We start from the raw sequence: 26132 nt of genomic DNA on the forward strand, positions 1-26132 counted from the left end.
TGCCGGGAAAGGCGCCCAGGAAATTAAGGCCATTGACGAAAACAAAAAGGTAGATGTCGAGATCCGGTTTGAAAAGCCGATGGAAGGAACCAACCAGGCGTCGGTTATCACAACCCCGATTGATAGTACGAAAACAAAAGTGGAGTGGGGCTTCTACGGCAACAGCCCTTATCCGCTCAACCTGATGAACTTATGCATGAACGCAATGGTAGGTGGTGACTTACAAACAAACCTCGAAAATCTTAAAAAAGTATTGGAAAAATAAGCTGCTATCAACGCTATTGTTAAACCCGGTCCATCGCTGAAGGACCGGGTTTATTTTTGATGTAACTTTAAAATAAGTTACAGACAATTTGCTATAAAACGATCGCCGATGGAAAAAGTCATTGCCTATTTTTCAACATTAGAACAGCGTCCATTAGAACGTATGGCCCTCCTGGTAGGTGGCCTGCTTTTTTCTGGATCATCGAAGGTGCTATCCCCCTGGTTCAGCTACAATACCGGAAAAGCAAGTTCAGACATGCACTTGTGAATTTGGTTTCACCGTAATGCACCTGATCATACACACCGGGCTGGCTGTTTTTATTGTGCTGTTAAGCGACTGGTGCCGCAATGCCGGATTCGGGATGGTGTATTGGTTTAACGCCGGTGTATGGGGCGCTATTCTGATTGGTGTGTTAGCGCTGGATCTCAGCAGTTGGCTGGTGCACTGGGTCATGCATAAAAATCCATATTTATGGCGGTATCATCTTATTCATCATAGCGATAACAAGGTAGATGTAACTACCGGCCTGCGGCATCATCCCGGAGACAGCCTGTTAAGAGGCATTTTCTTTTTGTTGCTGATCTTTATCAGTGGCGCACCTATGTACAGTGTAATGATCTACCAAACACTGGTGGTGATCACCACAGCTTTTACGCATGCCAATATTAGTTTGCCGCCCGTATTGGATAAAACGCTTAGCTACCTCTTCGTTTCTCCCAACATGCATAAAGTGCACCATCACTGGATGCAGCCTTATACTGACAGCAATTACGGTGCAGTGTTTTCTATCTGGGACCGATTGTTTCATACATTTTCCACACTGCATCCCTCTAAAATAAAATATGGCCTCGACAGGTATTATCCCAATGAAAAAGATGAAGATTTCCTGGATCTGTTGAAGGACCCGTTTCTACATAAAAAGAAATTGTGAATTGTCAGTGGTGAATAATGAATCGATTAGCCATGGCCGCAATGGACTATTAACTATTACCCATTATCTATTCACCATTCACTATTTTTGATGCATGAGTAAAGTAATTGCCATGATACCGGCTCGCTATGCGGCTACCCGTTTCCCAGCCAAATTAATGAAGATACTGGGAGACAGACCGGTTATTGTACATACTTACGATGCTGCGTTACAAAGCGGCTTATTTACCGATGTATATGTAATAACCGACAGCGATGTGATTTACGAAGAGATCGTCGGTAGGGGTGGCAAATGTATTATGAGCCTTACTGAACACGAAAGCGGTACCGATCGTATTGCGGAGGCTGCACGCCACCTGGATGTGGATGTGATTGTAAATGTACAGGGCGATGAGCCTTTTATTCAAAAAGAGCCATTGGAAAAGCTGGTCCGCTTGTTTGATAATGACCAGGTACAAGTGGCTTCTTTAATGCGAAAAATGGAAAATGCCGCTGATGCAGCTAATCCGAATATGGTAAAAGTAGTTACCAATAAAAATAATAAAGCCTTATATTTTAGTCGCAGCATTATTCCTTTTCAGCGTGATGCTGACATGACCGTTGACTATTTTCTTCATATTGGCGTGTATGCGTTCAGGAAAAACGCCCTACTCAACTTTACCGGTTTACCCCAGGCTCCGTTAGAGCAGATCGAAAAGCTGGAACAATTACGTTTTCTGTACAATGATATCGATATTTATATGGCAGAAACCAGTTATAAAAATATTGCTATTGATACACCAGAAGACCTCGAAAAAGCAAAAGAGCAAATAAATAGCAATTCATAGTTTGGGTACTGAGAATCCGCCAGAGGTGATAAAGTAAGTATTCGGAGCAAAGACGCCCCGGACAGCACTTGTTTATGCCCGAACAGGGTTATCATCATCCATATTAAAATCTTTTATTTGCTGATGAAGCTTCCTGATCCAGCGGGACCAGAGTTTAGAAGAGAGTAGGATCAGCTGGAAAAAAATGACTACGCTAAAAACAAGCAACAGCGCCTTTTCTTTTGTAAAAAGTATAGAGGATATAAAGAATACAACTATAGAGCTGCTGTATAGCAAAGTAACTATTAGCGAAAAAAGGAAAGCCGCTTTACCCGCGCTAAGTAATCCCAAACAGACTGCTTCAGATTGGATTTTCCCACTGGCTTCGTGAGGGAGAGATAACCCATAATATCATTGAGCACATATAATACTAAACCGGTAACCAGGGCCAGGTTAGCGTATAATGGTTTTTTATCTCCATCGAACCAATCGTAGTAAACAAATAAAAAAGCCAGCAACGCCACTGTTTGAATCAATAGCTTTGTTTTTATGCGTTTTATAACCGGGTGATTCATCATTTTTGTCATCTTGCCTAACTCTTCTTCAGTTCTTAAGTAGCCGCCTGCATTTTTCCAGCCAGATTTTAATTCATTCAGTTCCATAGTTTCTATTTTATTATTGCTTTCAATTTATTTTTGATCCGATGAAGTCTTACCCCGATATTGTTTTCGCTGATTCCGGTTATTGCCGCAATCTCTTCATAGCTAAAGTCTTCCAGGTAAAGCGCGATTATGGCCTTCTCCGGATCATTTAAGCTTCTTAGAGCTTCAAACAATCGCTCTTCATTTTCAGAAATAGTTTCTTCCTGTAACGGATGAAGATCAATAGGCAATTCCGGATAATGGGCAACCTGTACCCCGGGTTTGCGATATATGGCAATGGCCGTGTTTAAAGCAATACGGTACATCCATGAACTCGCTTTTGATGCACCCCTGAAACCGGGGTACGATTTCCATAACTGGTACACAATTTCCTGAACAGGTCTTCCCGGTCCTCCTTACTGTTGCGGTACAGCGCACTTACTTTGTAAATGATCCCCTGATGGTCATGAATGAGTTGCAGAAACTGTTTTTCCATACACCTTCAGTTTTAATTCCTGCCTGATTTAAGCTGCATAATACATAAGTAGCGTAATTAGTATAAAATCTTACAACATCTAAAAAATAATTATCTTTCTTGCATGAAGATGCGTCCTGAAAAATATTTGCGTTACCTGTTTTTACCCAACCTGCTGGAACTCTTTGGTACCGAGCGCACCAAGGAAATTCTTACCGTAAACCCTACCATTATCCCCACGCGGGAAGAAGCCGCTACGGTAATTATTAACGCCTATGTTTATAGTAAGGCTGCGATAAAAGAATACAAAAATATTTCGATAGAAGAGGCTTTATCGCTAAAATGCAATGACCAAATAATCTGGATCAATATAGACGGTCTTAGAAAAGACGACGTAGATCAATTAGGCGATCAATATGGTATTCACCCTTTATTGCGGGAAGATATTCTGAGCATTAACCAGCGGCCTAAGGTGGATGAAATTGATGAGATCCTTTTCTCCCTGATGAATATTCTTTACTATAATGAAGAAAAAATTCGATCGGGCAGGAACAGATCAGCCTGGTATTGGGTAAGAACTTTGTCATTACTTTCCAGGACGATCCTTCAAGAGACTTGTTTAACGCATTGAGAGAAAGATTAAAACTGTCTACCAGTAAAACCCGCGGCAAGGAAGCCGATTATTTGTATTATACGCTGATAGATACCATAGTGGACCATTATTTTATTGTAATGGATAAACTGCGCGACCGTATTGAAGACGTAGAGGAGGAGATCGTTCGCGGTACCAATAAAAGATCCCTTGCTTTAATTAATGTGCTGCGTAAAGAGCTCATCGTTTTAAAGCGTAGCATTTACCCGGTGCGTGATGTTGTAAGCGGCCTGCTTAAAAGCGACAGCGAATTGCTTACCCAGTTCAATGAACGGTTTTATAAAGATGTATATGACCACGTAGTGCAGGCGATTGACCTGGTGGAGAACTACCGCGATATGATCATGGGTATGCAGGACCTGTACATCAGCAATGTAAACCTGAAGATGAACGAGGTAATGAAGGTGATGGCCATAGTAACCTGCGTGTTGGCCCCGGCTACCGTTATAGGAGGTATTTTTGGTATGAACTTCCAGGTGATTCCTTTAAGCGGCCAGCACTGGGGTTTCTGGATTGCAGTTGGCGCCATGTTTATTATTCCCGCGTGGATGTTAATGATGTTCAAGAGGAGGGGCTGGTTTTAATTACAGCCCTATTCTGCACATCAGATAAAATGTAAGAATATTCTGGTAAAAAGCAGCCAGCCTTTGATCTCATTCTTTGTTATTTTAGACACTGTTCCAAAATAACAAATGATCATCATGAAGAAAATTGCAGCCCTTCTTTTCGGCGTTTCTGTTGCCGGTATTTCTTTTGCCCAATCCATTACTTTGGAGGACTACAACAGGGCAGTAAGCTATTTTAGAAATAACCTGGCTCAAAAAACCATCTGGAATATCAGCACTTCACCCAGCTGGCTAAGAGATAGCAGCGGATTTACATATTCTGTTCAGGATGCTAAAGGTTCGCATCGTAAAAAATACGATTTTAAAACAGGCGCTATATCTGATGCAGCAGATGAACCGGCAGGCCAGCGGCAGTGGACGGGTGGCAACCGGCGTCGTAACGAGGAGTCGGCTTCGCCCGATAAAAGCCAGACAGCTTTTGTGAAAGATTACAACCTGTTCATCAAAAATGCTCAGGGCAATAATGAAAGACCGCTAAGCAAAGACGGCGCAAGAAATTATGAGTATGCCAGCTACTACGGCTGGGGAGAATTGATCGAAGGAGAGAATGGCGAAAGGACCCCTCATTTTTCTGTGAACTGGTCTCCCGATTCCAAATGGCTGCAAGCCTATATATGCGACCTGCGTAGCGGCAAAAAATGTACCTGCTCGACTGGAGCATCGACAGCCTGTACAAACCTAAATTACTATCTTATTACCGCGGCTCGCCGGGCGATACAGATATGGTATACATGACCCCGGTTGTGTTTAATGCGGCAACAGGAGCAACCCATCGAATGGACGAGTTCAGGAATGTAAACACGGTTGGCTTTGAGTGGATTCCCGGATCAGCCCAGGCTATTATTTATGAAAGAGAGCGGGGTTATCAGAAAATCAACCTTTACCTGTATGATCCTGTAACCAGGAAAAAGATCTGTTGTATACTGAAAGTAGTCCCACCAACATCGACAATTTTAATTACCGGTTAGTAAACGAGTGGAACCAGATCGTTTTTACATCTGAAAAAGATGGCTGGAAACAATTATATACAATCAACCTGAAAGATAAAAAGGTAACCCGGTTAACCCAGGGCGATTATTATATTAATGATATTACTCTGATCAACGGGAAAACAGGAGATATCTTCTTTACCGCCAAAGGAAAAGAAGGAACGAATCCCTATTATGATTTTGCTTATAAAGTGAATGCGAAAACCAGGAAAACAATGCTACTCACCCCGGAGAAAGAAAATCATGATGTCAGCTTCTCACCCGATGGAAAATACCTGGTAGACAATATTTCAACCATGTCGAAACCTAACCGTGCTGTACTACGTGATGGAGCCACCGGTACAATTTTAAAAGAACTGTCTCAAACGCAAATTAACCTTGCCGAAGGTAAAACACACCCTTTACCCCAGGAATTTACAACACTGGGACGGGATGGGAAAACAACTATTTACGCCGCCATCTGGAAGCCCTCTCATTTTGACCCGGCAAAGAAATACCCGGTTATTGATCAAACCTATACCGGTCCTCATACCTATATGTTCCCCAACGGCTTTGCCAAAGCAATAGGCAGGGGTAACCAGGCGTTAGCAGAGCTTGGGTTTATAGTAGTAGCTATTGACGGACTGGGAACAGCCGGGCGGTCAAAGGCCTTTCACAATATATCCTATAAAAATATGGGGCAAAACCTGCTGGACCATGTAATAGCCATCAAGGCCATGGGAAGGCAGTTTTCATGGATAGATACGACCAAAGTGGGCATTTTTGGCCATTCTGCAGGTGGTTATGATGCGGGACACGCTGTTTTAGAATTCCCTGATTTTTACAAGGTAGCTGTAGCCAGCTCGGCTGATCATGACTTCAGAATGGAAAAAGACTGGTGGCCTGAGATGTATATGGGCTGGCCGGTGGATAGCAGCTATCATAAAGTTTCTAATATTACCATGGCGGGTAACCTGAAAGGAAAGCTATTGATCGTGCATGGAGGTATCGATGAAAACGTGAACCCTTCCGCCACTTTTAAACTGGCTGAAGCCCTGGTAAATGCCGACAAGCAGTTTGATATGCTGATACTGCCTAGTCAACATCATGGCTATGTAGGTAAGGCTTCAGATTATTTCCAGAAGAAACTCTGGAACTATTTTATAGAACACTTGAGAGGGGTAGAACCTATTTGGGATTTCAAATTGAGATAAGCACGAAAAAGGCGGAAAGTATAAGAACACTTTCCGCCGTATTATATTGATGCATTGTTTATTCTGAAATCACCGAAACCGAACGGCTGAATTGGATGGTACCGTCTTTATCAACCTGTGCAATCCTTATATATTTAACATGGTTATCGTTGCTGTTGGCTCCTGCATGATCTCTTTTCTGGCAGGCTACGAAGATTCCCGCTGCAACAACAGCAGTCAGTAGCATCCATTTTCTGTTCCGCTTGAAACTAAATAAGGAGAGCGCTGCAATCAGAGCGGCTCCCAGGGAAACAACTGTTCCTTTATTATCTATAGAAATATTGTAGCTCAGCGAAGAAGCAGATATTCCGTTTACAGCCTTTGTATCTACTTTAGCAATGCGGGCAAAGTTTTCACCATCAAAAGATGCTTCTACAAAAAAGTGATCGTTATTCGTTTCACTTGCTGTTTTCCAGTCCACAAAAAGTTGATCATTTTTTATTCTTGCGGCCACTCCATTAAAAACAACAGGTAATGCCCCATCAATGCTCACCCAAAAATCTTCTGTCTGTCCAACAAGTAATGCTCCACCCGGTCCGAAATTGCTGTTATTGATAAAATCTGCTCTTACCCGCATGCGCAGTAGCTCGTTTCTGGCAGTTCCTGCCGCCGTCAATTTGGCTACCGGAATCTCAACTGAGTGGCTAAAAACACCGGTGCCCGCTGGCGTATTGCTCTCTAATATCAGTTCATCGCTGTCAAATACACCATTGTTGTTGAAGTCGATCCATACTTTACAGGTTTGCCGGTTGACTCCGCCGGTTGTTACCGTTAACTGTTGACCGGTTGTTGCCGCTAATGTTGTTCCCAAATTGCAGGAATGGTCCTGGTAAAATTGTTGATTGTCATCATTGTAGCCATAAGATTGATACGTCAAATTACCCAGTGTTACGTTCCTGGGACCTATTGATGTAATGCTACCATCAGAATTGCTTGCCGGGGCCTGGGTTGCATTGGCCTTAACGGCAGTTACAGGTGGTGGTGTTGAGGCTACAGATGTCATCAATCCGCCCCGGGCAACGTTCAGGGCAGCCATCATTCTTGTGCTTTGCCCTGCTGTAAACCGGTCGAGACAACCACCATAGCCCATTATATTTTTCTGTATACCATTGTAGGGGCTATTATTGTAGCAGGAATTAGGATCCGTATTTAAGATCGCGCAGGCGCCTCCCTGCAACAGGTTTTTTATGGGATCGGTATCGCAAACTTTATCGCCTATTGTTGAACAATTCGTTCCATCAGTCATAGGAGAACAGTCGGTTTGCGAACCGCCCTCAAAAGTATGGTAGAGTCCGAATGCATGGCCCAGCTCATGTGTAAGCGTAGTAGAGGTAGGGGATACTAACTGAGAAGCAATGATCATCATTCCCTCCATCCAGTGAGAAGGCATATTTTGAAAGCCTTCATTCTCTAAGGGCAAATTAGCATAACCGGCCACAAAGGTTCCTACCGGGCCCTCTGCCGCAATTTTCCAAACCACCCAGATATTGTATACCTGGTTATTGGGCCAAAAGCTCAGGCTCCTGATGGCATCGTTATCAGCTCCATCTACAGTTGCCGGCGAATTAGGTACCACAACACCGTTGTCGTTGTAACCCGGCACATTACCCCCATTTACCCTTACAATGCCATCGCTCGGGCTACAGTTCAGCGTTCTTTTAGCCAGTGTAAATTTTATGGGGGTAGAGGCCCCAACACTACGCGTACTGGTTGCAGCAAAGTCGGCACTCAGGCGATCGATGGCGTCTATGATCTGCTGATCTGTAGGGTTTACCCAGCCTGCCGGATTGTTGGATGGCGCAATTACATGCACTACCACCGGTATTTCATAAGCAGGTCCGGGCAATACATTCAGGTTTTGAAACTGCGCCCTGGTTCTTACAATACGGTCAACATCCTGTTGTATTTTATACTCTGTTGCAGCCAGTTGCTGAACATAATCCGGGTTTTTTCGCAGGTGCTGGTTTACAAAATCGAATCCGCAAACAGCCTGTTGGGAAAAAGATATCGTACTAATGAATACACTGCTGATAAGCAGGAAGAAGCGAAAAGTTCTCATGACGCTATGTTGACCTGGTTTTGATTTAGAGTTGATTGATTTATACGGCTGATGCTAAGGTACTTCTTTCCCTTATAACTACATACAACAGATTTTTTTAAACCATCAATTCAAAAACCATCCGGCAATAACAACCACGGTCACAAATACTGCATAAAGTAGTACCTTAAAATAATATCAGAATCTGGCGATCAATCCCTACTTCTTCTTAAACACAGGAACCGTGCTGCAAGGCTCGCCATACATAAGGCTTTTTACAAAAGGAAGCAGTACACGGGTAATTTCAGCATAGGCCTCTTCTCCAATACCCAGGTCTCCACAGCCCTTAATCACCACCCGCTTGTCCAGGTAATCTGCTGTATTAATGGCGTTGATATTGTTGATCAGCAACCTCTTTTTAAGTTCTTCGGAATTTGCTGCAGCCACAAAGCTTACTACGGGTTGCAGGTAGGTTATAATAAGCATATAGGCCCAAAGCGGAACAATCGCATCGGCGGTACAGGTAACTCCCACCGCTTTGCCGGCATATTGCTGCCAGTCGTGCTGCTTTAATGCCTCGCGAAAATCTTTCTCTTTCAGGATCATTTCCATAAATAAATAATCCTTGATATCAAAAACAATCACCTCTTCCAGCGGGTAAAAATCCTCCAGGTTCAGGGTAATAATTCCGCTTTCAGCTACTTTGTTCCTTATAACTTCTTCCATACTTTAAAATAACCATTAATTTCTCTACTTGTTCAGTTACATAAAAACAAAAATCCCGGCCTAAGCCGGGATTGAGTATTATTATTGATCCGTCTATTAATAAAACTTGCTGCGATTGTCTTTAATAGTCGCATCTTCTCTTAATGCCTGCAGTGATTGGAACTGAGCTTGCTGCTTAGCCTGCATAAAACGCATTTTACGGGCTTCCTCTACATTAGCTGCCTGTACCGGCGTGTTACCAATGTTATCCACTCTTACTACATAAACACCCTGAGTACCTGCAATTGGCTCGCTGATCACTTTATTAACATTCGCTTTATTAAATGAAGCACCAATTACTTTAGGCTCGAAACCTAAATTAACCGAAGGCTGTCCGGCAAAACGAAGGCTATCGGCCACTTCAACCGGCTTTTTCAAAGCAGTTGCAGCAGCTTCCAGTGTGGTTACTTTTCCTATTTTGTTGGTGATGATCTCTGCCTTCTTTTGGTTTACCAATAAAGGCTCTACCATCATTCTTGCTTTTGCAGGGCTCATGGTTCCTTCTTTATTGATTTCAGTTACCAAAGCCACTACATAAAAATCACCCACACGCTCAGAAATAACGTCTCCCAGATCTGCATTATAAACTCCTTTTACCAATGCACGTGATGCACCCAGTCCCTGGATCGTAGATCCGGTTGGAGGCAGATCCTGCGCTACTGATTTAAAGATGCCTTTTTCTTTTTGCAATTTAGCTGCTGCTGCATCAAATGTTTTTTGATTGGTAGCTTCTGCTGCAAATTTTGTTGCCGCTTCATTAGCTACGCGGTCTGTTTCTTCACTGGCTTCAATTGGCTTGTTGATATAGGCAATTTTGTACCCTGTTGCGCTACCTTTCTGAGAAAGGATCTCAATATAATGGTATCCAAAATCTGTTTTAACTACTCCTTTAGCGCCTACAGCATTTCCAAAAATAAAATCGTTAAATGCAGGCACCATTTCTCCTGATGGAACATTATCGTACACACCACCATTATTTACACTTCCCTGGTCAGTAGAAAATTTAACAACCATTGAATCGAAATTGGCACCGTTGCGAATAGCCAAAGCTACACTATCCGCCAGCTTTTTAGCGGTAGCCGTGTCCCTGATAGGAATTTGCTGACCCGTTTGAGGATCTGCCTGAGCCGTACCGATCAATATATGCCTGATCTTTACTGTATCCGGCATTGGCCTTGCTGCCACTATTTTAGCTAATGTATAGTTTCCGCCATCCAGGTAAGGTCCGTAGATATTACCCACGCCCACTCTGAGGATAGAATCCTTCATAGGAACCTGTATACGGTTACCACTGATATATCCATCATAGTAGTTGTTAGCGCCTTGCGTCATCAGGTAATCTTTCATATTTCTGGCGCTATCAAAAGCTGATTTTAATGCCAGAATATTTTCCCGGGCCTGTAAGCTATCCGCTCCGTTAGGCTGGGCGTTGAACGCCACATAAGAAATGCTGCGGCTGTCCAATTGTTTAAAGTCTTTTTATGCTTGTCGATATAGCTCTGAATATCGGCATCAGAAACTTTTACAGCAGAATCAGAAATGCTGGTGTATGGCTCTCTCACAAAAGAAACCTTTGAGATCAAACTGCTTTGAGCATTTTCTTTTTCAATCATCCATTTAGGAAAATTGATGCTGTTGGTTAACAGTCCATCATATTTCTGCGCCAGGCGCTGAAACAGCATCTGGTCAATAAACGCATTTAACTGGGCTTTTTGCTCAGCAGTTCCTTTTGTTTTTACCTGGTTAATTTGTTGCTGAGCCATTGCAGGATTATATACTCCTGTTTGAGGATCGGTAAATGCCTGCTTTAACTCCTGTGGAGGGTTAGCGCCAAACAACAGATCGTTCAACTCTTTCTTACCAATTTCAATACCTACTTTTTCGGCCTCCTGGCTTAATAAAACACGTGCGATCTCTGTGTTCCAGGCGCTTTCGTTAGCTTGTTGGTTCAGCATTTCGCCACTTGCGCCCATGCCTCTTTGCTGCATCATCTGTGATTGTTGCTCAACCTGGGCATTGAAAGCTGCAAAGTCTATTGATTCGCCATTTATTTTACCAACACTTGCAGAGTCATCCCTGAAAAGGCTACCTCCGTTCTCAAAAGCAAGCATTACGACAAACATAACTAGGGCCAAAGCAATAATTACGGCCATAACTTTGCCGTACTTGTCCTGGATTTTTTGAATAACCGACATAATATATTAATACATTAAATAAAAGGACGGCAAAAATAGGGTATTTGAAAGTATCAACAAATTGTGGAAAATTAGAGCACTATGCTTAGAACTTTTTTGCTTAACCGTCCAGGCGCGGACGCAATGGGTTTTAAGAGGTATTGCGCTATTTTCCTTGCGTCATAACATCTTTGCGGTTAGGTTCCCGGTGTATAATAGAAGAGAATCTGTATCGGACCTTATAAATGTGTTGGGAGTTACCACAGGCCGTAGCAGGTATAAAAGCTAACCAAACAGGCGATTGACCAAAGTTATGGAAGGATACCGTCAATTTTTTGGGCCAGTTTGTGGTCTTTTTCGGTTACAATATCACCGGCATCGTGCGTGCTCAGCCAAACTTCTACTGTGTTGTATACATTTTTCCATTCAGGATGATGGTTCATTTTTTGCTTCAAGCGCCACCCGTGTCATAAAGGCAAAAGCCTCACTAAAGTTTTTAAACTCGAATTTACGGTACAACTTGTTCTGTTCTTCCTGCCACATAATATTGATTTTTAGAAGATAAGGTACTCTTTATTTTTTATTTTTTCATTGGTGAGCTCCGTAACCAACTGTACTCCCGGAATATTTCGCAACATCGCTTTGATCTGATCCAGGTATTCCTCCGTGACGGTATCGTTTTTCATGAGCCACAAAAAATCGAGATTTTTAAACTCCGGTAACAGATACTCTCCATCATATAAATTATTATACAGGTAATGGCAAAGAGCACTATTAGGCTCGTGATATTCGTAAACACTGAAAAAATAATACCGCTTTTTACGTTTCAGGTTAATTTCAATATCATGGTTAATTCTAAAACTTAGTCCCAGCAAATTATTAAGGTTCCAGCAAAAGCGATAGTCCTTCACTGTTGTTACGATGCCTAGTAATTTGGTGTCGTCAAAAAAATTATCAATTATTTCCTGGGTATCCAGTTCTAATTTCAGAACGGCCATTTATATTTCCTTTACTGTTCGCAAATGGGTAAGTTTGGGGGTAAAGGTAGACAAAAGATAATAGGGCAAATATCTAAAGTTGCTATAAATCTCCGTATTTCGTAAACATATTTAGGGCATTGCCGGTTAAATTTGCGGTTTTACATATTGAAAAATTCAATGTTACATATAGCATTAGCAGGAAACCCTAATAGCGGGAAGACCTCCTTATTTAATTCGCTTACCGGATTAAATCAAAAAGTAGGAAATTTTCCGGGTGTAACTGTAGATAAGAAAACAGGAACCACTTCACTGGGTCACGGCACTGCAGAGGTGATTGATTTACCGGGCTCCTATAGCTTATATCCCCGTCGTCTTGATGAAGAAGTTGCCTACAAAGTATTATTGAACCAGGATGTGCATTTGGTAGCTGATGTGATTGTAGCCGTAGCTGACGCCAGTAGCCTGAAGCGAAACCTGCTTTTTGCACTCAGATCATAGACCTGAAACGTCCCGTGGTAGTTGCCCTAACCATGATGGATATTGCACGGAAAAAAGGCATTCAGATCGATATTGCTGAAATGGAGCGGGAACTGGGAGTACCAGTGGTGGCCGTAAATCCCAGAAAAACAAAGGCATTACAGAACTCAAGAAAGCAATTGAACTGGTGTCGGGCAAATTGTACAAACCGGCCGCCCGTAATTTTATTGATATTGCGGCGCTGGCTCCCGGGGCTATTAAACAGGCCCAACAAGCCGTTCCCCATTTAGGCGATTATGAAGCCGTTCACTACCTGATCAATCATGAAACTTTTGCGTTACCCAATGATGTGCAGGAAAAGATTGAGCAGGCAGAGATCGATAACCAGTTTAATCCAGCCCGAACGCAGGCAGAAGAAATTTTACAACGATACACCCGTATTAACCATATTCTTAGCCAGGCGGTAACTTTCCCTGATCCTCAAAAAAGATCACGGTTGACCGAAAAGCTGGATAATGTGTTCCTGCACCGCTACTTTGGCTATGCTATTTTATTAACGGTTTTATTTCTTTTGTTTCAATGTGTTTTCCTGCTGGCCTCTTACCCTATGGACTGGATAGACGGGGAACCGCTGCTTTTAGCGGTTGGCTGAGCGATATACTTCCGGAAAACCATTTTACCGACCTGCTTGTTAACGGACTGGTTGCCGGGTTGGGCGGTATTATTATTTTCATTCCGCAGATCATGATCCTGTTTGGGTTGATTACTCTTTTGGAAGATACGGGCTATATGGCGCGTATTAGTTTTTTAACCGACCGGGTGATGCGGACTGTAGGACTGAATGGCAAAAGTGTAATGCCGATGATCAGCGGGTTTGCCTGTGCTGTACCCGCTATTATGAGCGCCCGGAATATTGAAAACCGGAAAGAGCGCTTGTTGACGATATTGGTTACCCCATTGATGAGTTGCTCTGCCCGTTTGCCGGTTTATATCATTTTAACAGCTATTGTAATACCCAAAACCTATGTAGCAGGTTTTATCAGCGTACAGGGCCTGGTAATGATGGGACTCTATTTAATAGGGGTGGTTTTTGCCATGGCAGTATCCTGGGTGGCGAAATGGTTTATTAAGATAAAAGAAAAAAGCTTTTTCATATTAGAGTTGCCTGTTTACCGCGCGCCGCGCTGGAAAAATGCCCTGCAGACCATGGTTGAAAAAGCAAAAATATTTGTGCTGCAGGCAGGTAAGATCATTCTGATCATCAGCCTGGTACTCTGGTTTTTAAGCTCTTTTGGTCCCTCTGGCCGCATGGAGCAGGTACAGGCACAATACGAACAGCAACTGGCTCAGTCCAATGCGGACTCTACGTTGATAGAAGAGCAATATGCAACAGCCAAACTGGAAAACTCTTATGCGGGTATTATGGGCAAAACCATCGAACCGGCCATAAGACCGCTAGGTTATGACTGGAAGATCGGCATTGCATTGATCACCTCGTTTGCTGCAAGAGAGGTGTTTGTAGGCACTATGGCCACTCTTTACAGCGTGGAAGATGATGGCGAGGAAAACCTGGCTTTACAGGAAAAGATGCAGAGAGCTACATTTTCAGATGGCACTAAAGTGTTTACCCTGGCTACAGGCGTTTCACTCATGTTGTTTTATGTTTTTGCCATGCAATGTATGAGCACCCTTGCTATTGTAAAGCGTGAAACACGCAGCTGGAAATGGCCCATGATACAGTTGGCCTACATGACCTTTTTGGCATACGTAGTGAGCCTGGTAGCTTACCAGTTATTAAAATAACGATTAACTCCTGTTATCCTTCCGGCAATGCTTTCCACTTTTTTATAACGGATGTGTACAAAAACATAAATAAGAATCCGGCAATTAAAAGATAGGTACTTAGATCCATCCCCAGCTGTTCTATCAACACCGGTGGCATTTGTTTGTAATAAAGTGCGCCCAGTTTTGCCCTGTAATGGTTTTTCTGGTGCATGGAAATGATCCCTACGATCAGCAGGATATAGGGTACGAAACCCACGATGGTGATATTGATGAACACGGCGAGGACCTTCTTCCGTATTTTTCTAAGTAGGATCAGTGGTGTTAGCAAAATAATAGTACCTATAATAAAAGCGAGATAGGAAATAACCAGCTCGTTTTGAATGCTTAAGCCCACGACTACCAGACTTAGGGCAATTGCAATAACAATGCCCGCTATTACCGAAAATAAAAGGGATGACAGACCTGTGGCCCTGAAAACTAAAAGAACCAGCGACAACCCGAATGCCAGCCAACACTGCATTTGAAAGAGAACCGCCCAATAACTGTCGCTCTTGATAGAATCTATATTTCCAAATACATTCTTAAGAGCATTGGCATCAAAATAAAGTTGGGTTCTTCCTTGTTCAAAATACTCCTGCTTCAGGCTTTTGACTCCTTCGACGGGAGAATCGGAAGAGGCTGATACAGAAGCAACAGCGTCTACTGCTGTAGCCACCTCTTCATTGTACTCACGGTTATCAGGCATATTATCTCCATTGTACACAAAGTTTTTAACAACAAAGCTGTCGCGGTTGATCAATGGTAACCAGTTTTTAACCGTTAGATTAGTTCCTATCCTGAACTCTTTAGCCGTTGCCAAAAAAGAAGAAAACAGCTGATGGATTTCCTCCTCACTATTGCGCTTCAGAAGCTGATACAGCTGTTGACTAAGGGCTTGTGATTTCTGCTGGTTTTCATCAAAACGGGGTGTGCCCTTTACATAAATAGCCGGTCCCTCATCATAGTATCCTTCAGTAAATAACACCCTCGAATAATTGAAATAACTTGGTTCGGCTGTCGCTAGAGATGATACATCTACCACTTTATCCTTATCCCAAACCGCCCATGTGCTATCATTAAACGCTTCTGAATAAAGGTGACCCGGCAGTTCGTCTGCTACACCCTCGTCTCTTGATACTTTTTTAATTGTTTTCCTCAAAGTGTAAAACTGGTACTCATCGGTAAAACGGCTGAGGTAGGGCTTAGAAAAATCAATAAAGGCTTCGCCTACTTCGCAATAAAGTGTATCAAAAGGAGCGGGATATCTCCTCCTGTCAATCGTATAGTCTTCCTGGTTGAAGGATAAAAATGCCGCGGCCAGGTTGGCCTGATCCAGCTTTTTATTATAAACAGCATCTGTATATTTTTCACTGATATATCCCTTGTATCCCATTTGATAGGAGGAGTAAAAGGTGGATGAAAGCAGGAAGACAATGACATATATTACAAAGGATGAAAAAAGCTGCCACCGGCTGGTAGGGTAGAAGTTCTTGAAGGCATTATGCCTGAACAATACAATCAGCCACACCACCAAAATAAGCACCGAACAAATAATGCTCAATAACAATATGCCGTTTTTGATATAAATATCATCGGCATTATAGTCCTGTAATAGCAAGGGGTTCTTAAATACATTCCATCCCAAAGCAAAAAAGATCCCGTGTATGGCAAGGGAAACCAGCAAAACCCATGGCGCCCTGGTTATCCATAATAAAGGAAAACGTTCGAGCAGTTGCTTGTCTATTTTATTGATCCAATTTTTCATTTCGGTTTTTTAAAAGTATCAGGCTACAAAGTACTGGCGTGTTGAATGCGAAATATTGCGGATATAAGTTATTTCCGTTTTCTGCCGGCCCAAGGCAGAAAGCACTTCGTCAAACTTTATGGAAGCATCGAAATGAACAATATATACGCCTCCATTATAGGTCATTTTTTGAGGAGCAAGGCCTTCAAACGCCTGGTTCAGTTGTTCCCGGCTGGCGGTTGTTTCTATTTCAGCAATAAGATGATTGGCCTGCTGCCCCGCCAGTATTTCATTGTCGGAATATTGCCCGTTTTTAAGATAGATCACTTTGTCTGATATTTTTTCTACCTCATAAAGCTGCTGAGAGCTTAAGATCAGCGCAATGGGATTATTAACAGAGTTGGCGATCGATTTCAGGTCTTCGAGAATGATCTGCTGCGCCAGAACATCTAAATTAGCCAGGGGCTCATCCAGCAATAGGAGCTCTGGTTTTCTCAGTAAGGTTCGGGCCAGTTCAAATCGCATTTTGTAGCCCGATGAAAGCTGGTGCCACTTGAGATGTTTGTAATTCCACAAGCCCAGCCGGGCAATCATTAGTAATACACGAGGCTCATTTTCCTGCGGCGGATAATGGTAACTTGATAAAACGAGCTTCAAATTATCTTTTAAGCTACCGTACCACTTTTTTGTGCGTTGCGGTATATATACCAGTTTGGTTCTTAATTCGAACTCATCTTTAATTGCGGTGCCGAAATCAAATTTCAGGCTGCCACTACCAGGCTGAAGTTCTTTGGCCAGCAATCTTAGTAAAGTAGTTTTCCCATTTCCATTTTCCCCCACCAGCCCATACACCTGTCCCTTCTTTATGCTTACGGATATCGGGCCTAAGGAAAAACCTCCTGCTCTGTATTGTTTGCGGATGTCATCGGCAACTACCACAGGCCTGTCAATATCCTGCTCCTGCAAACTGATGGCGCTTGTTTTTTGTAAGAGATCTTTTGCTTTTTCAATAAATGCTGCCTGTTCTTGCGGGTACTGTTCTTTCCAATCGGTTAGTGCAATCGCCTGTTGGTACAACTCCATATCCTGGGTATCTGCCACACAGTCCAGCAAGCGCCTGAAGCCCAGGTTAGTGTCATTGTTTTCCAAAAAATCCAGCGTTTCGGCAGCACGGAGCTCCTGTTTCCTCATAGCTTATCTGTTTTACCAAATATACACCACCAATGATTATATCACTTTATGGAGAAAACATTTAACAAAAAATGCCAGGCTTTGTACCCGGCATTTTATATTGCTCAGACAAATATTTACTGCTTTATAAACTCTACTCGCCGGTTATTGGCCTTGCCTTCGGCGGTAGTATTGGGTGCTGCCGGTTGAGACTCACCCTTTCCATCTGTGGTCATTCGGCTATCGCTGATCCCAAACTGCGAAGACAGTGCCTTTTTAACTGCCTCTGCCCGTTTTTTAGAAAGACTGAGATTCGCAGCATCGTCGCCATCGCTATCAGTATGGCCTATAATTTTCACGTTAACGGCTTCATTCTCTGTTAAAACACCTGCTATGTCCTTTAATACGCCATAGCTGGCTGGCTTTATCTTATCACTGTTCACATCAAACAAAATACCGGTAGTAACATATTTTCCTTCTGTTATAAGCTTGCTGCGTGTATCGGGTGCCCCCACGGCAACCCTGATATTACTCATAAAATATTGATCTGCGTCTGAGCTCGGACCGTCATTTCTGAAGTACAAAGAAGATATACCGATGCCATCCGTGAAAGCCCGGGGAATATCCCATATTTTGGCTTCATCTACGTATACGCGCAACCGGCCCTTTTGCCTCCAGATGCTTACCCGCACATTAGTATTTCCGGGCGCTGTAGCAAAGGACTTTTGTTCTATCTCATTCTTGACATTTTCCTGGCCGTTGCCGCCGGAGTACAATACTGACATTCCTCTTTGACCGCCCGCACCCGTAGGATGTAAGGCCACCTCAACCGTTAACTTACTCTCTTGTTGCTTATTGCCATATTTCTGAAAGGTTCTCCAGTTCTTGCCAACATTCCCATCAGTAAAGCCAATAACAAAAAAGCCACTGTAAAAACTAAATTTAGGGGTGCTGGCCAGGTCAAATTCCAGCGTAAAATTTTCGGGCAGGTTAGATACAAATTCCGGGTAAAACACCGTTTCGGTATTGGTCATCAGGAACTTGTTGGGTAGATTATTGATCTTCGACAAAGTTCCTGCGCCATTGGTATTCCAGCGGGCCGGAAAATCACCCAAAGCGTCCTGGCTAAAATCTTCTACCGCTATTACTTTGTTACCGGGTACAAAATCAAATTTGCTGTAGCTTGAAAAACTACCAGAGCCATTACCAGAATTACCTGATGAAGACTCCTCTGAATCACCCCGTTATCCTCCGTTTGCGATGATGAAGATGTTTTCTTACCAGTAGAGCTACTTCCTGATTCTTTTTTTTCTTTTTGAAAATATTTCCAATCCCTTCTTCTACTTTGTCCAGGCCTTTGTCTATGCCCTGATCCACTTTTTGGTTCGCCCGGTTTTCTGCGGCGCGCCTGGCCGCCCTTTTGGGATCAATGATCTGGGCATTGATTATACCAAAGCTGAGCAGCAAAATAATACTGGTAATAATGACTCTTTTCATCGGTTTAATTTTTATTGTGCCTAAAGAAAATGTGAGTGTATTGGATTGTATTATCGCATGTTTACACATAATAATTTAGCTTTAAATACCTGGTAAAAATACTTCTATTAGCAGCCCTGATTAGCCTTATACCCTAAATTAGGTAGGCCGGCAAAAACACTTGTTTTAAAAGATTCCTGATCGTCAAATGTAGCAGACCTCGTTGTTTCTAAAAACTACATGATCATGTGGTTCAGATAGGCGTGACAATTGTGTTAAAGTTTAAATGCCCAAGACATTATATGTCTATTTTTGTCAAAATTTTGATTATGCGTTTTTATAGTATGGCTCTTATTGCCCTTTTAGCCACAGCCTGTAATAGTGGTGGATCAACTGATGCTGAGCCTCAGAAATCATTATCAGATAGCTTGTTGCAACAGGTGTTGGATGGCCATGATGTGGCAATGCCTAAAATCATGAAGCTGCAGCGCCTGCAGAAAGATGTTCAATCACAAATTGACTCATTGAAAAAAACCAGCGGCAATACCAGCCGTATAGCATTGCTGGATAGCACCTTGAAAAACTTAAGCTATGCTGATGTGGCGATGCATGAGTGGATGGAAGGTTTTAAGTACGACTCTTTGAAGGATAATGAGCCGGCAAGGGTTGATTACCTGAAGATACAGTTGGCGTCGGTAAACGAAATGAAGGAAATTGTGCTTTCGAGTATTGCCAAGGCCGATTCGGTACTGGCTAAATAGTATAAATTGAAAGAGCCGGGTAATTACCCGGCTCTTTCAAAAATATATCAACAAGAAGTTATGCTTCTTTATTGTACTCGTCTATAGCTGTACTAAGGTTCGCAAAAATCTCGTCTACCGAACCCTCACCTGGAATGGCTTTAAACTTGTCCCCTTCTTTATAGTGTTGAGCTACCGGCTCCGTTTCGTTGGTATATACCTGGAATCGTTTCCGGATCACTTCTTCGCTGGTATCATCAGAACGGCCGGAAGTTTTGCCACGCTCCAGAAGTCTTCTTACCAACTCTTCTTCATTTACCTGCAAGGCCAGCACTAAATTGATCTGGTTCTTTTTCAGCTCCAGTAATTTATCCAAAGCCTTTGCCTGTGTAATGGTTCTTGGAAAGCCATCAAACAAAAAGCCATTGGCTCCCGCATTTTTTTCCAAACAGTTATCAATAATGCCGATTACCACTTCATCTGGCACCAATTGTCCTGCGTCCATTATTTTTTTGCCTCAACACCCAATGGTGTTTTATTCGCTATTTCGCTTCTGAGTAAATCTCCTGTAGAAAGATGAACCAGTTTATATTTTTCAATAAGATTGGTAGCCTGTGTACCCTTGCCGCTACCGGGAGGGCCAAATAAAACTAAATTAAACATTTACGTAAATTGTTTTGATGTAACTCAACAAATATACGTATCAAAACTAATTTAATGCGGTTACCTTGAGTTTTATTGGAAAATGTGAAAATTGCGTTATGACGCAATCCCCGGCAACTTTTTATACGTATTATTTGTTTAAATTACCAGATATGAAGTATTTTTTACTGATATTGTTAAGCGTTTGCTGCGTATTTCATCAATGCCAGTCTCAAACAAAATCATCCAACGCTAAAGACACAACAAAAATGAATAAAGACAATAACTCTGTTTACTCACGTACTGACACATCAAAAGTGAAAATCAGTAATGAAGAATGGCAAAAAGTATTGCCTGAAGATGTTTACTATATTGCCCGTCAGAAGGGAACGGAAAGACCCTGGACCAGCAAGTACGAAAATTTTAAAGAAATAGGTACTTATTATTGCGCCGCCTGCGGAAACCCGCTTTTTAAGAGCGACACGAAGTTTGAAAGTGGATGTGGCTGGCCCAGCTTTTATGAACCCATCAGCAAAACAAGTATTATTTACAAGGAAGATAAGAGCCATGGCATGGTACGTACCGAAGTGGAATGCGGTCGTTGTGAGGCGCACCTCGGACATGTTTTTGATGACGGACCTCCTCCTACAGGATTACGCTATTGCATTAATGGTGTAATACTCGACTTTGAAAAAGCGAAGCAAGCTGAGAAAAAGTATAAAGAAGAAGATAAAAAGTAGTTATTATCAGATAAAAGCAAATGCCCGGAGTTTCCGGGCATTTGCTTTTTATAGCTCTTTTCTAAAATTCAATGTCGTCTGCCACATTGCCGCCTTGTTCCTTTGCAAATTTCTGCGCATACTCCTTTCTTTTTTCCTCCTGGTAGTCCATATAATGCCTGATTGATTCCGAATTGAAGTCCTGGTTTTGTTGTGTCATCCAATCCATTGCTACCGCCTGGAAATCGGCCAGGTTAATGCCATAATTATCTACAATCCACTGCGCGCCATCTAATCCATATTCATAAGCGGCTGTTCTCGCACCGCAAAGCTCCTCGTAGAAATAACGGTCTGTTTTGAGTTTTTCCAAATTACTGTTGGTAGAGCCGGAACCGATGCCCGGTGTAAGACCGGCAAGTTTAGGGTGCTGGCCTGCAGCAGCAAAATATTCCCCATACTTAGCCATAATGCCATAAGTAGGATCTTCTTTCATACGCTCGGGCCACAGCACATTTACTTCGCCCCAAACAGTGCTATCAATACCAAAAGCTTTCAACAATTCTGCTTCAGCTATTCCTTGTGTCATGCCGTGGGCAATAGCTGCATAGTCATACAAGGAAATGCCATGGATAGGCTCATATAAAGCATTACCTTCTTCTTTCACCTGGTCGAAGCCTGATGTAACAAATCCTGTTAACTCAAGAGAGTTAGCCATTTCAAATTTGGCCAGCTGGTCAAAGTCATGACCGTTCCAATCCATATAAACTTTTCTATACGCTTCTCTTTTTAAGTTATTCTTATCCTGCTGGCTTAAAGGCTCATCTTCCCCGTCAAGATAGTGCTCGTACAGGTTATTGGCCGCTGCTTCAAAATCCTGTGGATCGTAATGCGTTCCGTGGTGCGTCACCGGATCAAACTGGTATTGCGCTATATCTTCGTCGTCCTCATCTTCTTCAATTTCTTCATTTAAGTTTTGGTTTACCGGTGCGCCTGCATTATAAGGTACCGATTCCTTCTTTTTATTTTCTTCTTCGTTGCCCATTAAATTGTTAAAAAACTTTTTAAACATAGGATCTTGTTTTATTCGTTAAAAATTTATGCGATGGTATTATTAAAGTCGGCCAATAGCCTCTGATAAAATTTTTCATTGGAGTGGGTCATGTCCGGAACAATGCTGTTCCATTCATCAAACATAGCACGCAGGTAATGGCGATAGCGTTCAGGGCTGGGGTTGATATTATACTCCTCCAACAGGTGTGCCGTTCGCTCCTCAGCCAAAGTTCTGGCCAAATGTGGCAGACTTTGCGCCAGCGAACTGGGTCGAAAAGTATTTTGCGTGCTGCAGGCAGGGCATTGCAAATACACAGGCGTAAAGTATATTTTATCTACACTGATTGCTGCACCGCATTGCTGGCATTTAAATTTATCCTTTACCTGCTCATGTTCTTCCAATATACGCCTGTAAGTTGCTTCATTGTCTGGTTTAACGGCTTCATCTAACTGTTTTCGCCATTGATCACGTACTGCCTCAAACTGGTCCTGTCTTTCACTACACAGTTCCCTGAAATTATACGCCATAGCGCCGGGCAGCCTGGCATCATCCAGTTGATTTAATAGCTGTTTATAAAACGGGTATACCTGTTGCTCATACACTTCCCTCACTTTTTGATCCATTTGCGATAGCTGGCCTGCAATGCCGCTCTGCACCTGGTAGATGTCCCGATCAAACAAATCCCCCGATTGATCTCTCATCGCCTTTAGCTCTATTACACTGGCAGAGCATAACTCTTCCATCCGGTCTTCCAGCTTTTGAAGAAACGAAAACCAGCGCTCTTTCATTTGAGCCGTTTGCTGCATCCATTCTTCGGGTATCCGTCTCCTGTATTTTTCTTGCCGAAAAGATGTAACATGTCCCTATTTTTCAAAAATATTTTACTGGTTCTCTCTCGAATTATCCTCTTTTCTAATGTTAAGCCCGTCGGTAAGCTTTACCTGCATAAAGGCATGACCGCAATAAGCGCAATGGGTTACCCCATCTTCTTTAGCCCTGCCAGCGCCACAGTTAGGACAGGTATTCGCACCCATATTGGCGTCCTGCGCCTTTAGTTCACCACCATATTTCTCCTGAGCCTGCGCTTTTGCCTTTAGCTTTTCTAAAAAAGAAAGTCCTTTTTTTCTTCCATTATAACTGGCTTATTAGTTCGGCTTTTTTGCTCTTGTATTCCTGTTCGTCAATCAGCCCATTATCAAACAATGTTTTTAGCTTTTGCAGTTTGGCAGTAAGATCATCTGCCGGTGGTGCCGGGTTGGGTTGATGATTGGTTGCTTGCTGCACCTGGTTCATCATAGCGCCCATAGCCAATGCCGTTTGTGTAGCATCGTTCAAAGCGGTACCCGGTTGGCCAATAGCATTAGCAGTATTGAAACGCGTAAATTTATCCATATCCGTTACCATGTTCATATTGGTAACCTTATCATAAAAAGCCGTTACTTCATCAGGCAGGGTAACAGAAGTCACCATAAACTGTGTCAGCTCCAAACCGAATTGTTCGAAATAAGGCCTTAACAGCGGCTCAATCTTTTTACTTAGTTCCGATATATTACCGGCTACATCGGTGATCGTAATATTTTCATTGGACAATACTTCGCCAAACTTAGGCGCGATATAATCCCTTAGCTCATGCTGCAGTTCAAAAATAGTAAACTGCTTAAACGAGCCCGCGTATTTACGAAAGAAGGTAGCCACATCATTTATCCGTATATCAAAGCTCCCAAACGCTCTCACCCGCACCTGTCCAAACTTTGGATCGCTCATTAAAATAGGAGCAGGCGTTCCCCATTTATTATTCACAAAATGGCGGGTATTAAAAAATAGATATCTGCCTTAAAAGGACTTTCGAACCCGAATTTCCATCCTTTTAGTCTTGACAGTACCGGGATATTTTGGGTGCTTAGTTTATGACGCCCGGCCGTAAAAACATCCGCCAGTTGGCCTTCGTTCAGAAACATAGCCGCCTGGCTTTCCCTAACGGTAAGCTGTGCGCCCTTTTTAATTTCCTTATCGGCATCGGCAAATTTCCACATCAGCAAATTTGGATCCGGCGTAATTTCTTCTATGATCTCAATAAATGGTAAGCTCATTATTTTATCTATTTTTAGATATGTAGTCCTGCAAGATTCTTCATATTCACAGGTCTTTGCTTTTCAGATACGTTGGGGGTGAAAATACAATCTTTTGGTAACGGATACACCTATTTCACTTTTGTTGACAAAAATTTTACATCTTCTGTAATATTTTTTCCGCATTATTAATAATTGTTGTTTTTACATTTTTTCTTGCTAACTTTCCTTCTCTTAAATAATTGAATAAAACAGATTGCTCATGTCATCCAGGAGAAAGTTTCTTACCAATAGCTCTATGCTTGCGCTAGGCGGATTTGCGCTACAGTCATTCAACACTCAAAATTTTTCCAGCATTATTACCAGCGCTGCTGATCAAATCAATATTGGTGTGATCGGTATCAAAGGAATGGGCTGGTCTAATACGATGTCCATAATGAAAATTGCCGGTGTTAACCTGGTAGCGCTTTGCGATGTGGACCAGTCCGTGTTAGACGATCGCCTGAAAGAATTGAAAGGCAAAAATATTGACACCGGTAAAATAAAAACCTATAAAGATTACCGCGGCTTGCTGGATAATAAAGATATAGATGCGGTGATTATTGGTACACCGATCACTGGCATGCATTAATAATGATAGACGCTGTGAGAGCCGGCAAAGATGTTTATGTAGAAAAGCCCGTAGGTAATTCGATCGAGGAATGTCGCGCGATGGTTGCGGCCCAGGAAAAATATAATAAAGTAGTGCAGGCGGGGCAATGGCAGCGCAGCCAGCAGCATTTCAGGGATGCTATTGCTTTGGTGCATAGCGGGCAGTTGGGTAATATAAGAACCGTTAAGGTAAATTGCTACCAGGGTTGGATGAAACCCGCGCCGGTTGTGGCCGACAGCGCACCACCTCCCGGCGTGGATTATAAAATGTGGCTGGGACCAGCTAAAACAAGGCCTTTTAACAGCAGCCGTTTCCATTTTAATTTCCGCTGGTTCTGGGACTATGCCGGTGGCTTAATGACCGACTGGGGCGTGCACCTGATGGACTATGCTATTTTTGGAATGAACGCGCCGGTGCCTAAAACCGTTTCTGCTTTAGGCGGCAGGTTTGCTTACCCCGACCTGTACCAGGAAACCCCCGATACATTGACCGCCCTGTATGAGTTTGATGGCTTTAATATTGTTTGGGACCATGCCATGGGTATTGACAATGGCAACTACGGTAAAGATCATAGCATTGCTTTTATTGGTAACAACGGCACGCTGGAGCTGGACCGTGGCGGCTGGCAGGTAATAGAAGAAAAGCGCAGTGAAAAGAAAGTTTCCGTACCGCGTAAAACACCCACCGATAACGGGCTGGATAAGCACATGGAAAATTTTGTGTCGGTTATTCGTTCGCGTAAACTGGCCGACCTTAATTGCTCTATACAAACCGGCGCACATATTGCCACTGTTTGCCAGATGGGTAATATAGCTTTCCGCAGCCAGGAAAAAGTAACCTGGGATAAAGCAGGAGGCAAGTTCACCAATAGCCAACTCAACAAACAATATATGATGGCGCCTTACCATAATGGATATAAGCTGCCCAAGTTATAGGTTAGAATTTATTCTTGTTTAATTATTTTTAATATGCCACCCCTACAGGGCTAACTGCTT

At 42.7% G+C, this 26132-nt stretch carries 30 protein-coding genes and 4 pseudogenes; 15 read left to right on the plus strand and 19 right to left on the minus strand.

Going from position 1 to position 26132, the window contains the following annotated elements; genetic code table 11:
• Positions 1-79: 79 nt before the first annotated feature.
• The 3 genes from MKP07_RS07545 to kdsB all read left to right on the plus strand — a co-directional run bounded on the left by MKP07_RS07545 (position 80) and on the right by kdsB (position 2022).
• Positions 80-265 carry an SRPBCC family protein gene (locus tag MKP07_RS07545; RefSeq protein WP_240846328.1) on the plus strand — a complete coding sequence of 62 codons (186 nt, stop codon included), beginning with the start codon at positions 80-82 and terminating at the stop codon, positions 263-265.
• 283 nt (positions 266-548) lie between these two features.
• Positions 549-1196: a sterol desaturase family protein gene (locus MKP07_RS07550; RefSeq protein ID WP_240846331.1), complete on the plus strand. Its 648-nt coding sequence runs from the start codon at positions 549-551 to the stop codon at positions 1194-1196.
• 94 nt (positions 1197-1290) lie between these two features.
• Positions 1291-2022: a 3-deoxy-manno-octulosonate cytidylyltransferase gene (gene kdsB, locus MKP07_RS07555; RefSeq protein ID WP_240846334.1), complete on the plus strand. Its 732-nt coding sequence runs from the start codon at positions 1291-1293 to the stop codon at positions 2020-2022.
• A gap of 284 nt (positions 2023-2306) precedes the next feature.
• On the opposite strand, the gene MKP07_RS07560 is transcribed toward kdsB, so the two are convergent.
• From MKP07_RS07560 to MKP07_RS07570, 3 genes are read right to left on the minus strand one after another with little or no spacing between them, the layout of a single operon-like run.
• Entirely contained in the window at positions 2307-2663 is a 357-nt protein-coding gene (locus MKP07_RS07560; protein ID WP_240846336.1) for a hypothetical protein, read from the minus strand.
• 5 nt (positions 2664-2668) lie between these two features.
• Positions 2669-3028 carry an RNA polymerase sigma factor gene (locus tag MKP07_RS07565; protein WP_240846338.1) on the minus strand — a complete coding sequence of 120 codons (360 nt, stop codon included), beginning with the start codon at positions 3026-3028 and terminating at the stop codon, positions 2669-2671.
• Complete coding sequence (locus MKP07_RS07570; RefSeq protein ID WP_240851115.1) at positions 2950-3138, minus strand: hypothetical protein; 189 nt, start codon at positions 3136-3138, stop codon at positions 2950-2952. Before MKP07_RS07570 ends, MKP07_RS07565 begins: the two co-directional genes overlap by 79 nt.
• A 103-nt stretch (positions 3139-3241) precedes the next feature.
• Here MKP07_RS07570 and MKP07_RS37925 point away from each other — a divergent pair, with 103 nt between their 5' ends.
• From MKP07_RS37925 to MKP07_RS07590, 5 genes are all read left to right on the plus strand, one after another.
• Positions 3242-3748: a CorA family divalent cation transporter gene (locus MKP07_RS37925; RefSeq protein ID WP_262919192.1), complete on the plus strand. Its 507-nt coding sequence runs from the start codon at positions 3242-3244 to the stop codon at positions 3746-3748.
• Positions 3685-4353: a magnesium/cobalt transporter CorA gene (corA, locus tag MKP07_RS37930; RefSeq protein WP_262919193.1), complete on the plus strand. Its 669-nt coding sequence runs from the start codon at positions 3685-3687 to the stop codon at positions 4351-4353. Before MKP07_RS37925 ends, corA begins: the two co-directional genes overlap by 64 nt.
• Positions 4354-4470: 117 nt before the next feature.
• Entirely contained in the window at positions 4471-5130 is a 660-nt protein-coding gene (locus MKP07_RS07580; RefSeq protein WP_240846341.1) for a DPP IV N-terminal domain-containing protein, read from the plus strand.
• Positions 5127-5363: a hypothetical protein gene (locus MKP07_RS07585; RefSeq protein ID WP_240846344.1), complete on the plus strand. Its 237-nt coding sequence runs from the start codon at positions 5127-5129 to the stop codon at positions 5361-5363. The genes MKP07_RS07580 and MKP07_RS07585 overlap by 4 nt, the downstream gene beginning before the upstream one ends.
• Complete coding sequence (locus MKP07_RS07590; RefSeq protein WP_240846346.1) at positions 5312-6577, plus strand: S9 family peptidase; 1266 nt, start codon at positions 5312-5314, stop codon at positions 6575-6577. The genes MKP07_RS07585 and MKP07_RS07590 overlap by 52 nt, the downstream gene beginning before the upstream one ends.
• 58 nt (positions 6578-6635) lie before the next feature.
• Here the strand turns inward: MKP07_RS07590 and MKP07_RS07595 are convergent, their stop codons facing one another.
• The 6 genes and pseudogenes from MKP07_RS07595 to MKP07_RS07625 all read right to left on the minus strand — a co-directional run bounded on the left by MKP07_RS07595 (position 6636) and on the right by MKP07_RS07625 (position 12591).
• On the minus strand, positions 6636-8675 hold the full coding sequence (locus MKP07_RS07595) for a M43 family zinc metalloprotease (protein WP_240846349.1): 2040 nt from the start codon (positions 8673-8675) through the stop codon (positions 6636-6638).
• Between the two features lie 198 nt (positions 8676-8873).
• Positions 8874-9380, minus strand: a complete 507-nt coding sequence (locus tag MKP07_RS07600) for a DUF2480 family protein (protein WP_240846352.1) — start codon at positions 9378-9380, stop codon at positions 8874-8876.
• A 96-nt stretch (positions 9381-9476) separates the two neighbouring features.
• Positions 9477-10883 (minus strand): peptidylprolyl isomerase, encoded by a 1407-nt coding sequence (locus MKP07_RS07605; protein WP_240846353.1) that lies wholly within the window; start codon positions 10881-10883, stop codon positions 9477-9479.
• A complete protein-coding gene (locus tag MKP07_RS07610) occupies positions 10793-11614 on the minus strand; it encodes a SurA N-terminal domain-containing protein (RefSeq protein WP_240846355.1) in 822 nt (273 codons plus the stop codon). The genes MKP07_RS07605 and MKP07_RS07610 overlap by 91 nt, the downstream gene beginning before the upstream one ends.
• 290 nt (positions 11615-11904) lie before the next feature.
• Positions 11905-12136: pseudogene (locus MKP07_RS42235) on the minus strand (4a-hydroxytetrahydrobiopterin dehydratase).
• Positions 12137-12147: 11 nt separating this feature from the next.
• Positions 12148-12591 carry an IPExxxVDY family protein gene (locus MKP07_RS07625; protein ID WP_240846362.1) on the minus strand — a complete coding sequence of 148 codons (444 nt, stop codon included), beginning with the start codon at positions 12589-12591 and terminating at the stop codon, positions 12148-12150.
• A gap of 159 nt (positions 12592-12750) precedes the next feature.
• On the opposite strand from MKP07_RS07625, the pseudogene MKP07_RS07630 reads away from it, so the two are divergent.
• The 3 genes and pseudogenes from MKP07_RS07630 (at position 12751) to feoB (ending at position 14853) form a co-directional block, all read left to right on the plus strand.
• Positions 12751-13340: pseudogene (locus MKP07_RS07630) on the plus strand (FeoB small GTPase domain-containing protein).
• The gene (locus MKP07_RS07635; RefSeq protein ID WP_240851116.1) at positions 13238-13702 is read left to right on the plus strand and encodes a hypothetical protein; all 465 of its coding nucleotides are present in this window, start codon (positions 13238-13240) and stop codon (positions 13700-13702) included. Before MKP07_RS07630 ends, MKP07_RS07635 begins: the two are co-directional and overlap by 103 nt.
• Positions 13630-14853: a ferrous iron transporter B gene (feoB, locus tag MKP07_RS07640; protein ID WP_240846364.1), complete on the plus strand. Its 1224-nt coding sequence runs from the start codon at positions 13630-13632 to the stop codon at positions 14851-14853. The genes MKP07_RS07635 and feoB overlap by 73 nt, the downstream gene beginning before the upstream one ends.
• 13 nt (positions 14854-14866) lie before the next feature.
• On the opposite strand, the gene MKP07_RS07645 is transcribed toward feoB, so the two are convergent.
• From MKP07_RS07645 to MKP07_RS07660, 4 genes are all read right to left on the minus strand, one after another.
• Entirely contained in the window at positions 14867-16639 is a 1773-nt protein-coding gene (locus MKP07_RS07645) for a hypothetical protein (RefSeq protein ID WP_240846367.1), read from the minus strand.
• Positions 16640-16657: 18 nt separating this feature from the next.
• On the minus strand, positions 16658-17809 hold the full coding sequence (locus tag MKP07_RS07650; RefSeq protein WP_240846370.1) for an ATP-binding cassette domain-containing protein: 1152 nt from the start codon (positions 17807-17809) through the stop codon (positions 16658-16660).
• A 116-nt stretch (positions 17810-17925) separates the two neighbouring features.
• Complete coding sequence (locus MKP07_RS07655; RefSeq protein ID WP_240846373.1) at positions 17926-18903, minus strand: OmpA family protein; 978 nt, start codon at positions 18901-18903, stop codon at positions 17926-17928.
• Between the two features lie 121 nt (positions 18904-19024).
• On the minus strand, positions 19025-19285 hold the full coding sequence (locus MKP07_RS07660) for a hypothetical protein (RefSeq protein WP_240846376.1): 261 nt from the start codon (positions 19283-19285) through the stop codon (positions 19025-19027).
• Positions 19286-19593: 308 nt separating this feature from the next.
• On the opposite strand from MKP07_RS07660, the gene MKP07_RS07665 reads away from it, so the two are divergent.
• A complete protein-coding gene (locus tag MKP07_RS07665; protein ID WP_240846377.1) occupies positions 19594-20025 on the plus strand; it encodes a viral A-type inclusion protein in 432 nt (143 codons plus the stop codon).
• A 58-nt stretch (positions 20026-20083) separates the two neighbouring features.
• On the opposite strand, the pseudogene MKP07_RS07670 reads toward MKP07_RS07665, so the two are convergent.
• Positions 20084-20667, minus strand: a pseudogene (locus MKP07_RS07670) (adenylate kinase).
• Between the two features lie 152 nt (positions 20668-20819).
• Here MKP07_RS07670 and msrB point away from each other — a divergent pair.
• Entirely contained in the window at positions 20820-21386 is a 567-nt protein-coding gene (msrB, locus tag MKP07_RS07675) for a peptide-methionine (R)-S-oxide reductase MsrB (protein WP_240846380.1), read from the plus strand.
• Between the two features lie 61 nt (positions 21387-21447).
• Here msrB and MKP07_RS07680 read toward each other — a convergent pair whose 3' ends face one another.
• The 5 genes and pseudogenes from MKP07_RS07680 to MKP07_RS42245 form a co-directional block, all read right to left on the minus strand.
• Positions 21448-22434, minus strand: a complete 987-nt coding sequence (locus MKP07_RS07680; protein WP_240846383.1) for a DUF6620 family protein — start codon at positions 22432-22434, stop codon at positions 21448-21450.
• Positions 22435-22460: 26 nt separating this feature from the next.
• Positions 22461-23222 carry a hypothetical protein gene (locus MKP07_RS07685; RefSeq protein ID WP_240846386.1) on the minus strand — a complete coding sequence of 254 codons (762 nt, stop codon included), beginning with the start codon at positions 23220-23222 and terminating at the stop codon, positions 22461-22463.
• A 75-nt stretch (positions 23223-23297) separates the two neighbouring features.
• A complete protein-coding gene (locus MKP07_RS07690) occupies positions 23298-23450 on the minus strand; it encodes a hypothetical protein (RefSeq protein WP_240846389.1) in 153 nt (50 codons plus the stop codon).
• 97 nt (positions 23451-23547) lie between these two features.
• Complete coding sequence (locus MKP07_RS42240; RefSeq protein WP_394803636.1) at positions 23548-23886, minus strand: SHOCT domain-containing protein; 339 nt, start codon at positions 23884-23886, stop codon at positions 23548-23550.
• Positions 23872-24506, minus strand: a pseudogene (locus tag MKP07_RS42245) (SPFH domain-containing protein); the annotation flags it as partial. The pseudogene MKP07_RS42245 and the gene MKP07_RS42240, both read right to left, overlap by 15 nt.
• 241 nt (positions 24507-24747) lie before the next feature.
• Here MKP07_RS42245 and MKP07_RS07705 point away from each other — a divergent pair.
• Positions 24748-25116: a Gfo/Idh/MocA family oxidoreductase gene (locus tag MKP07_RS07705; protein WP_240846397.1), complete on the plus strand. Its 369-nt coding sequence runs from the start codon at positions 24748-24750 to the stop codon at positions 25114-25116.
• Positions 25117-25118: 2 nt separating this feature from the next.
• Complete coding sequence (locus MKP07_RS07710) at positions 25119-26072, plus strand: Gfo/Idh/MocA family protein (protein WP_240846400.1); 954 nt, start codon at positions 25119-25121, stop codon at positions 26070-26072.
• Positions 26073-26132 lie beyond the last annotated feature (60 nt).

This window comes from Paraniabella hibiscisoli, from assembly GCF_022512515.1.
In the GTDB taxonomy this organism is placed as follows: domain Bacteria; phylum Bacteroidota; class Bacteroidia; order Chitinophagales; family Chitinophagaceae; genus Niabella; species Niabella hibiscisoli.

Excerpts from the sequence above, each read along its gene's own strand:
- kdsB (WP_240846334.1), top strand. The coding sequence starts at position 1,291 with ATGAGTAAAGTAATTGCCATGATACCGGCTCGCTATGCGGCTACCCGT.
- MKP07_RS07585 (WP_240846344.1), top strand. The coding sequence starts at position 5,127 with ATGACCCCGGTTGTGTTTAATGCGGCAACAGGAGCAACCCATCGAATG.
- MKP07_RS07570 (WP_240851115.1), bottom strand. The coding sequence starts at position 3,138 with ATGGAAAAACAGTTTCTGCAACTCATTCATGACCATCAGGGGATCATT.
- MKP07_RS07680 (WP_240846383.1), bottom strand. The coding sequence starts at position 22,434 with ATGTTTAAAAAGTTTTTTAACAATTTAATGGGCAACGAAGAAGAAAAT.
- MKP07_RS07660 (WP_240846376.1), bottom strand. The coding sequence starts at position 19,285 with ATGAAAAGAGTCATTATTACCAGTATTATTTTGCTGCTCAGCTTTGGT.
- MKP07_RS07595 (WP_240846349.1), bottom strand. The coding sequence starts at position 8,675 with ATGAGAACTTTTCGCTTCTTCCTGCTTATCAGCAGTGTATTCATTAGT.
- MKP07_RS37925 (WP_262919192.1), top strand. The coding sequence starts at position 3,242 with ATGAAGATGCGTCCTGAAAAATATTTGCGTTACCTGTTTTTACCCAAC.
- MKP07_RS42240 (WP_394803636.1), bottom strand. The coding sequence starts at position 23,886 with ATGGTGACTTCTGTTACCCTGCCTGATGAAGTAACGGCTTTTTATGAT.
- MKP07_RS07560 (WP_240846336.1), bottom strand. The coding sequence starts at position 2,663 with ATGGAACTGAATGAATTAAAATCTGGCTGGAAAAATGCAGGCGGCTAC.
- MKP07_RS07625 (WP_240846362.1), bottom strand. The coding sequence starts at position 12,591 with ATGGCCGTTCTGAAATTAGAACTGGATACCCAGGAAATAATTGATAAT.
- MKP07_RS07705 (WP_240846397.1), top strand. The coding sequence starts at position 24,748 with ATGTCATCCAGGAGAAAGTTTCTTACCAATAGCTCTATGCTTGCGCTA.
- MKP07_RS07580 (WP_240846341.1), top strand. The coding sequence starts at position 4,471 with ATGAAGAAAATTGCAGCCCTTCTTTTCGGCGTTTCTGTTGCCGGTATT.
- MKP07_RS07685 (WP_240846386.1), bottom strand. The coding sequence starts at position 23,222 with ATGCAGCAAACGGCTCAAATGAAAGAGCGCTGGTTTTCGTTTCTTCAA.
- MKP07_RS07610 (WP_240846355.1), bottom strand. The coding sequence starts at position 11,614 with ATGTCGGTTATTCAAAAAATCCAGGACAAGTACGGCAAAGTTATGGCC.
- MKP07_RS07545 (WP_240846328.1), top strand. The coding sequence starts at position 80 with ATGGAAGGAACCAACCAGGCGTCGGTTATCACAACCCCGATTGATAGT.
- MKP07_RS07710 (WP_240846400.1), top strand. The coding sequence starts at position 25,119 with ATGATAGACGCTGTGAGAGCCGGCAAAGATGTTTATGTAGAAAAGCCC.
- MKP07_RS07690 (WP_240846389.1), bottom strand. The coding sequence starts at position 23,450 with ATGGGTGCGAATACCTGTCCTAACTGTGGCGCTGGCAGGGCTAAAGAA.
- MKP07_RS07650 (WP_240846370.1), bottom strand. The coding sequence starts at position 17,809 with ATGAGGAAACAGGAGCTCCGTGCTGCCGAAACGCTGGATTTTTTGGAA.
- msrB (WP_240846380.1), top strand. The coding sequence starts at position 20,820 with ATGAAGTATTTTTTACTGATATTGTTAAGCGTTTGCTGCGTATTTCAT.
- feoB (WP_240846364.1), top strand. The coding sequence starts at position 13,630 with ATGTGTTTTCCTGCTGGCCTCTTACCCTATGGACTGGATAGACGGGGA.
- MKP07_RS07600 (WP_240846352.1), bottom strand. The coding sequence starts at position 9,380 with ATGGAAGAAGTTATAAGGAACAAAGTAGCTGAAAGCGGAATTATTACC.
- MKP07_RS07550 (WP_240846331.1), top strand. The coding sequence starts at position 549 with ATGCACCTGATCATACACACCGGGCTGGCTGTTTTTATTGTGCTGTTA.
- MKP07_RS07665 (WP_240846377.1), top strand. The coding sequence starts at position 19,594 with ATGCGTTTTTATAGTATGGCTCTTATTGCCCTTTTAGCCACAGCCTGT.
- MKP07_RS07645 (WP_240846367.1), bottom strand. The coding sequence starts at position 16,639 with ATGAAAAATTGGATCAATAAAATAGACAAGCAACTGCTCGAACGTTTT.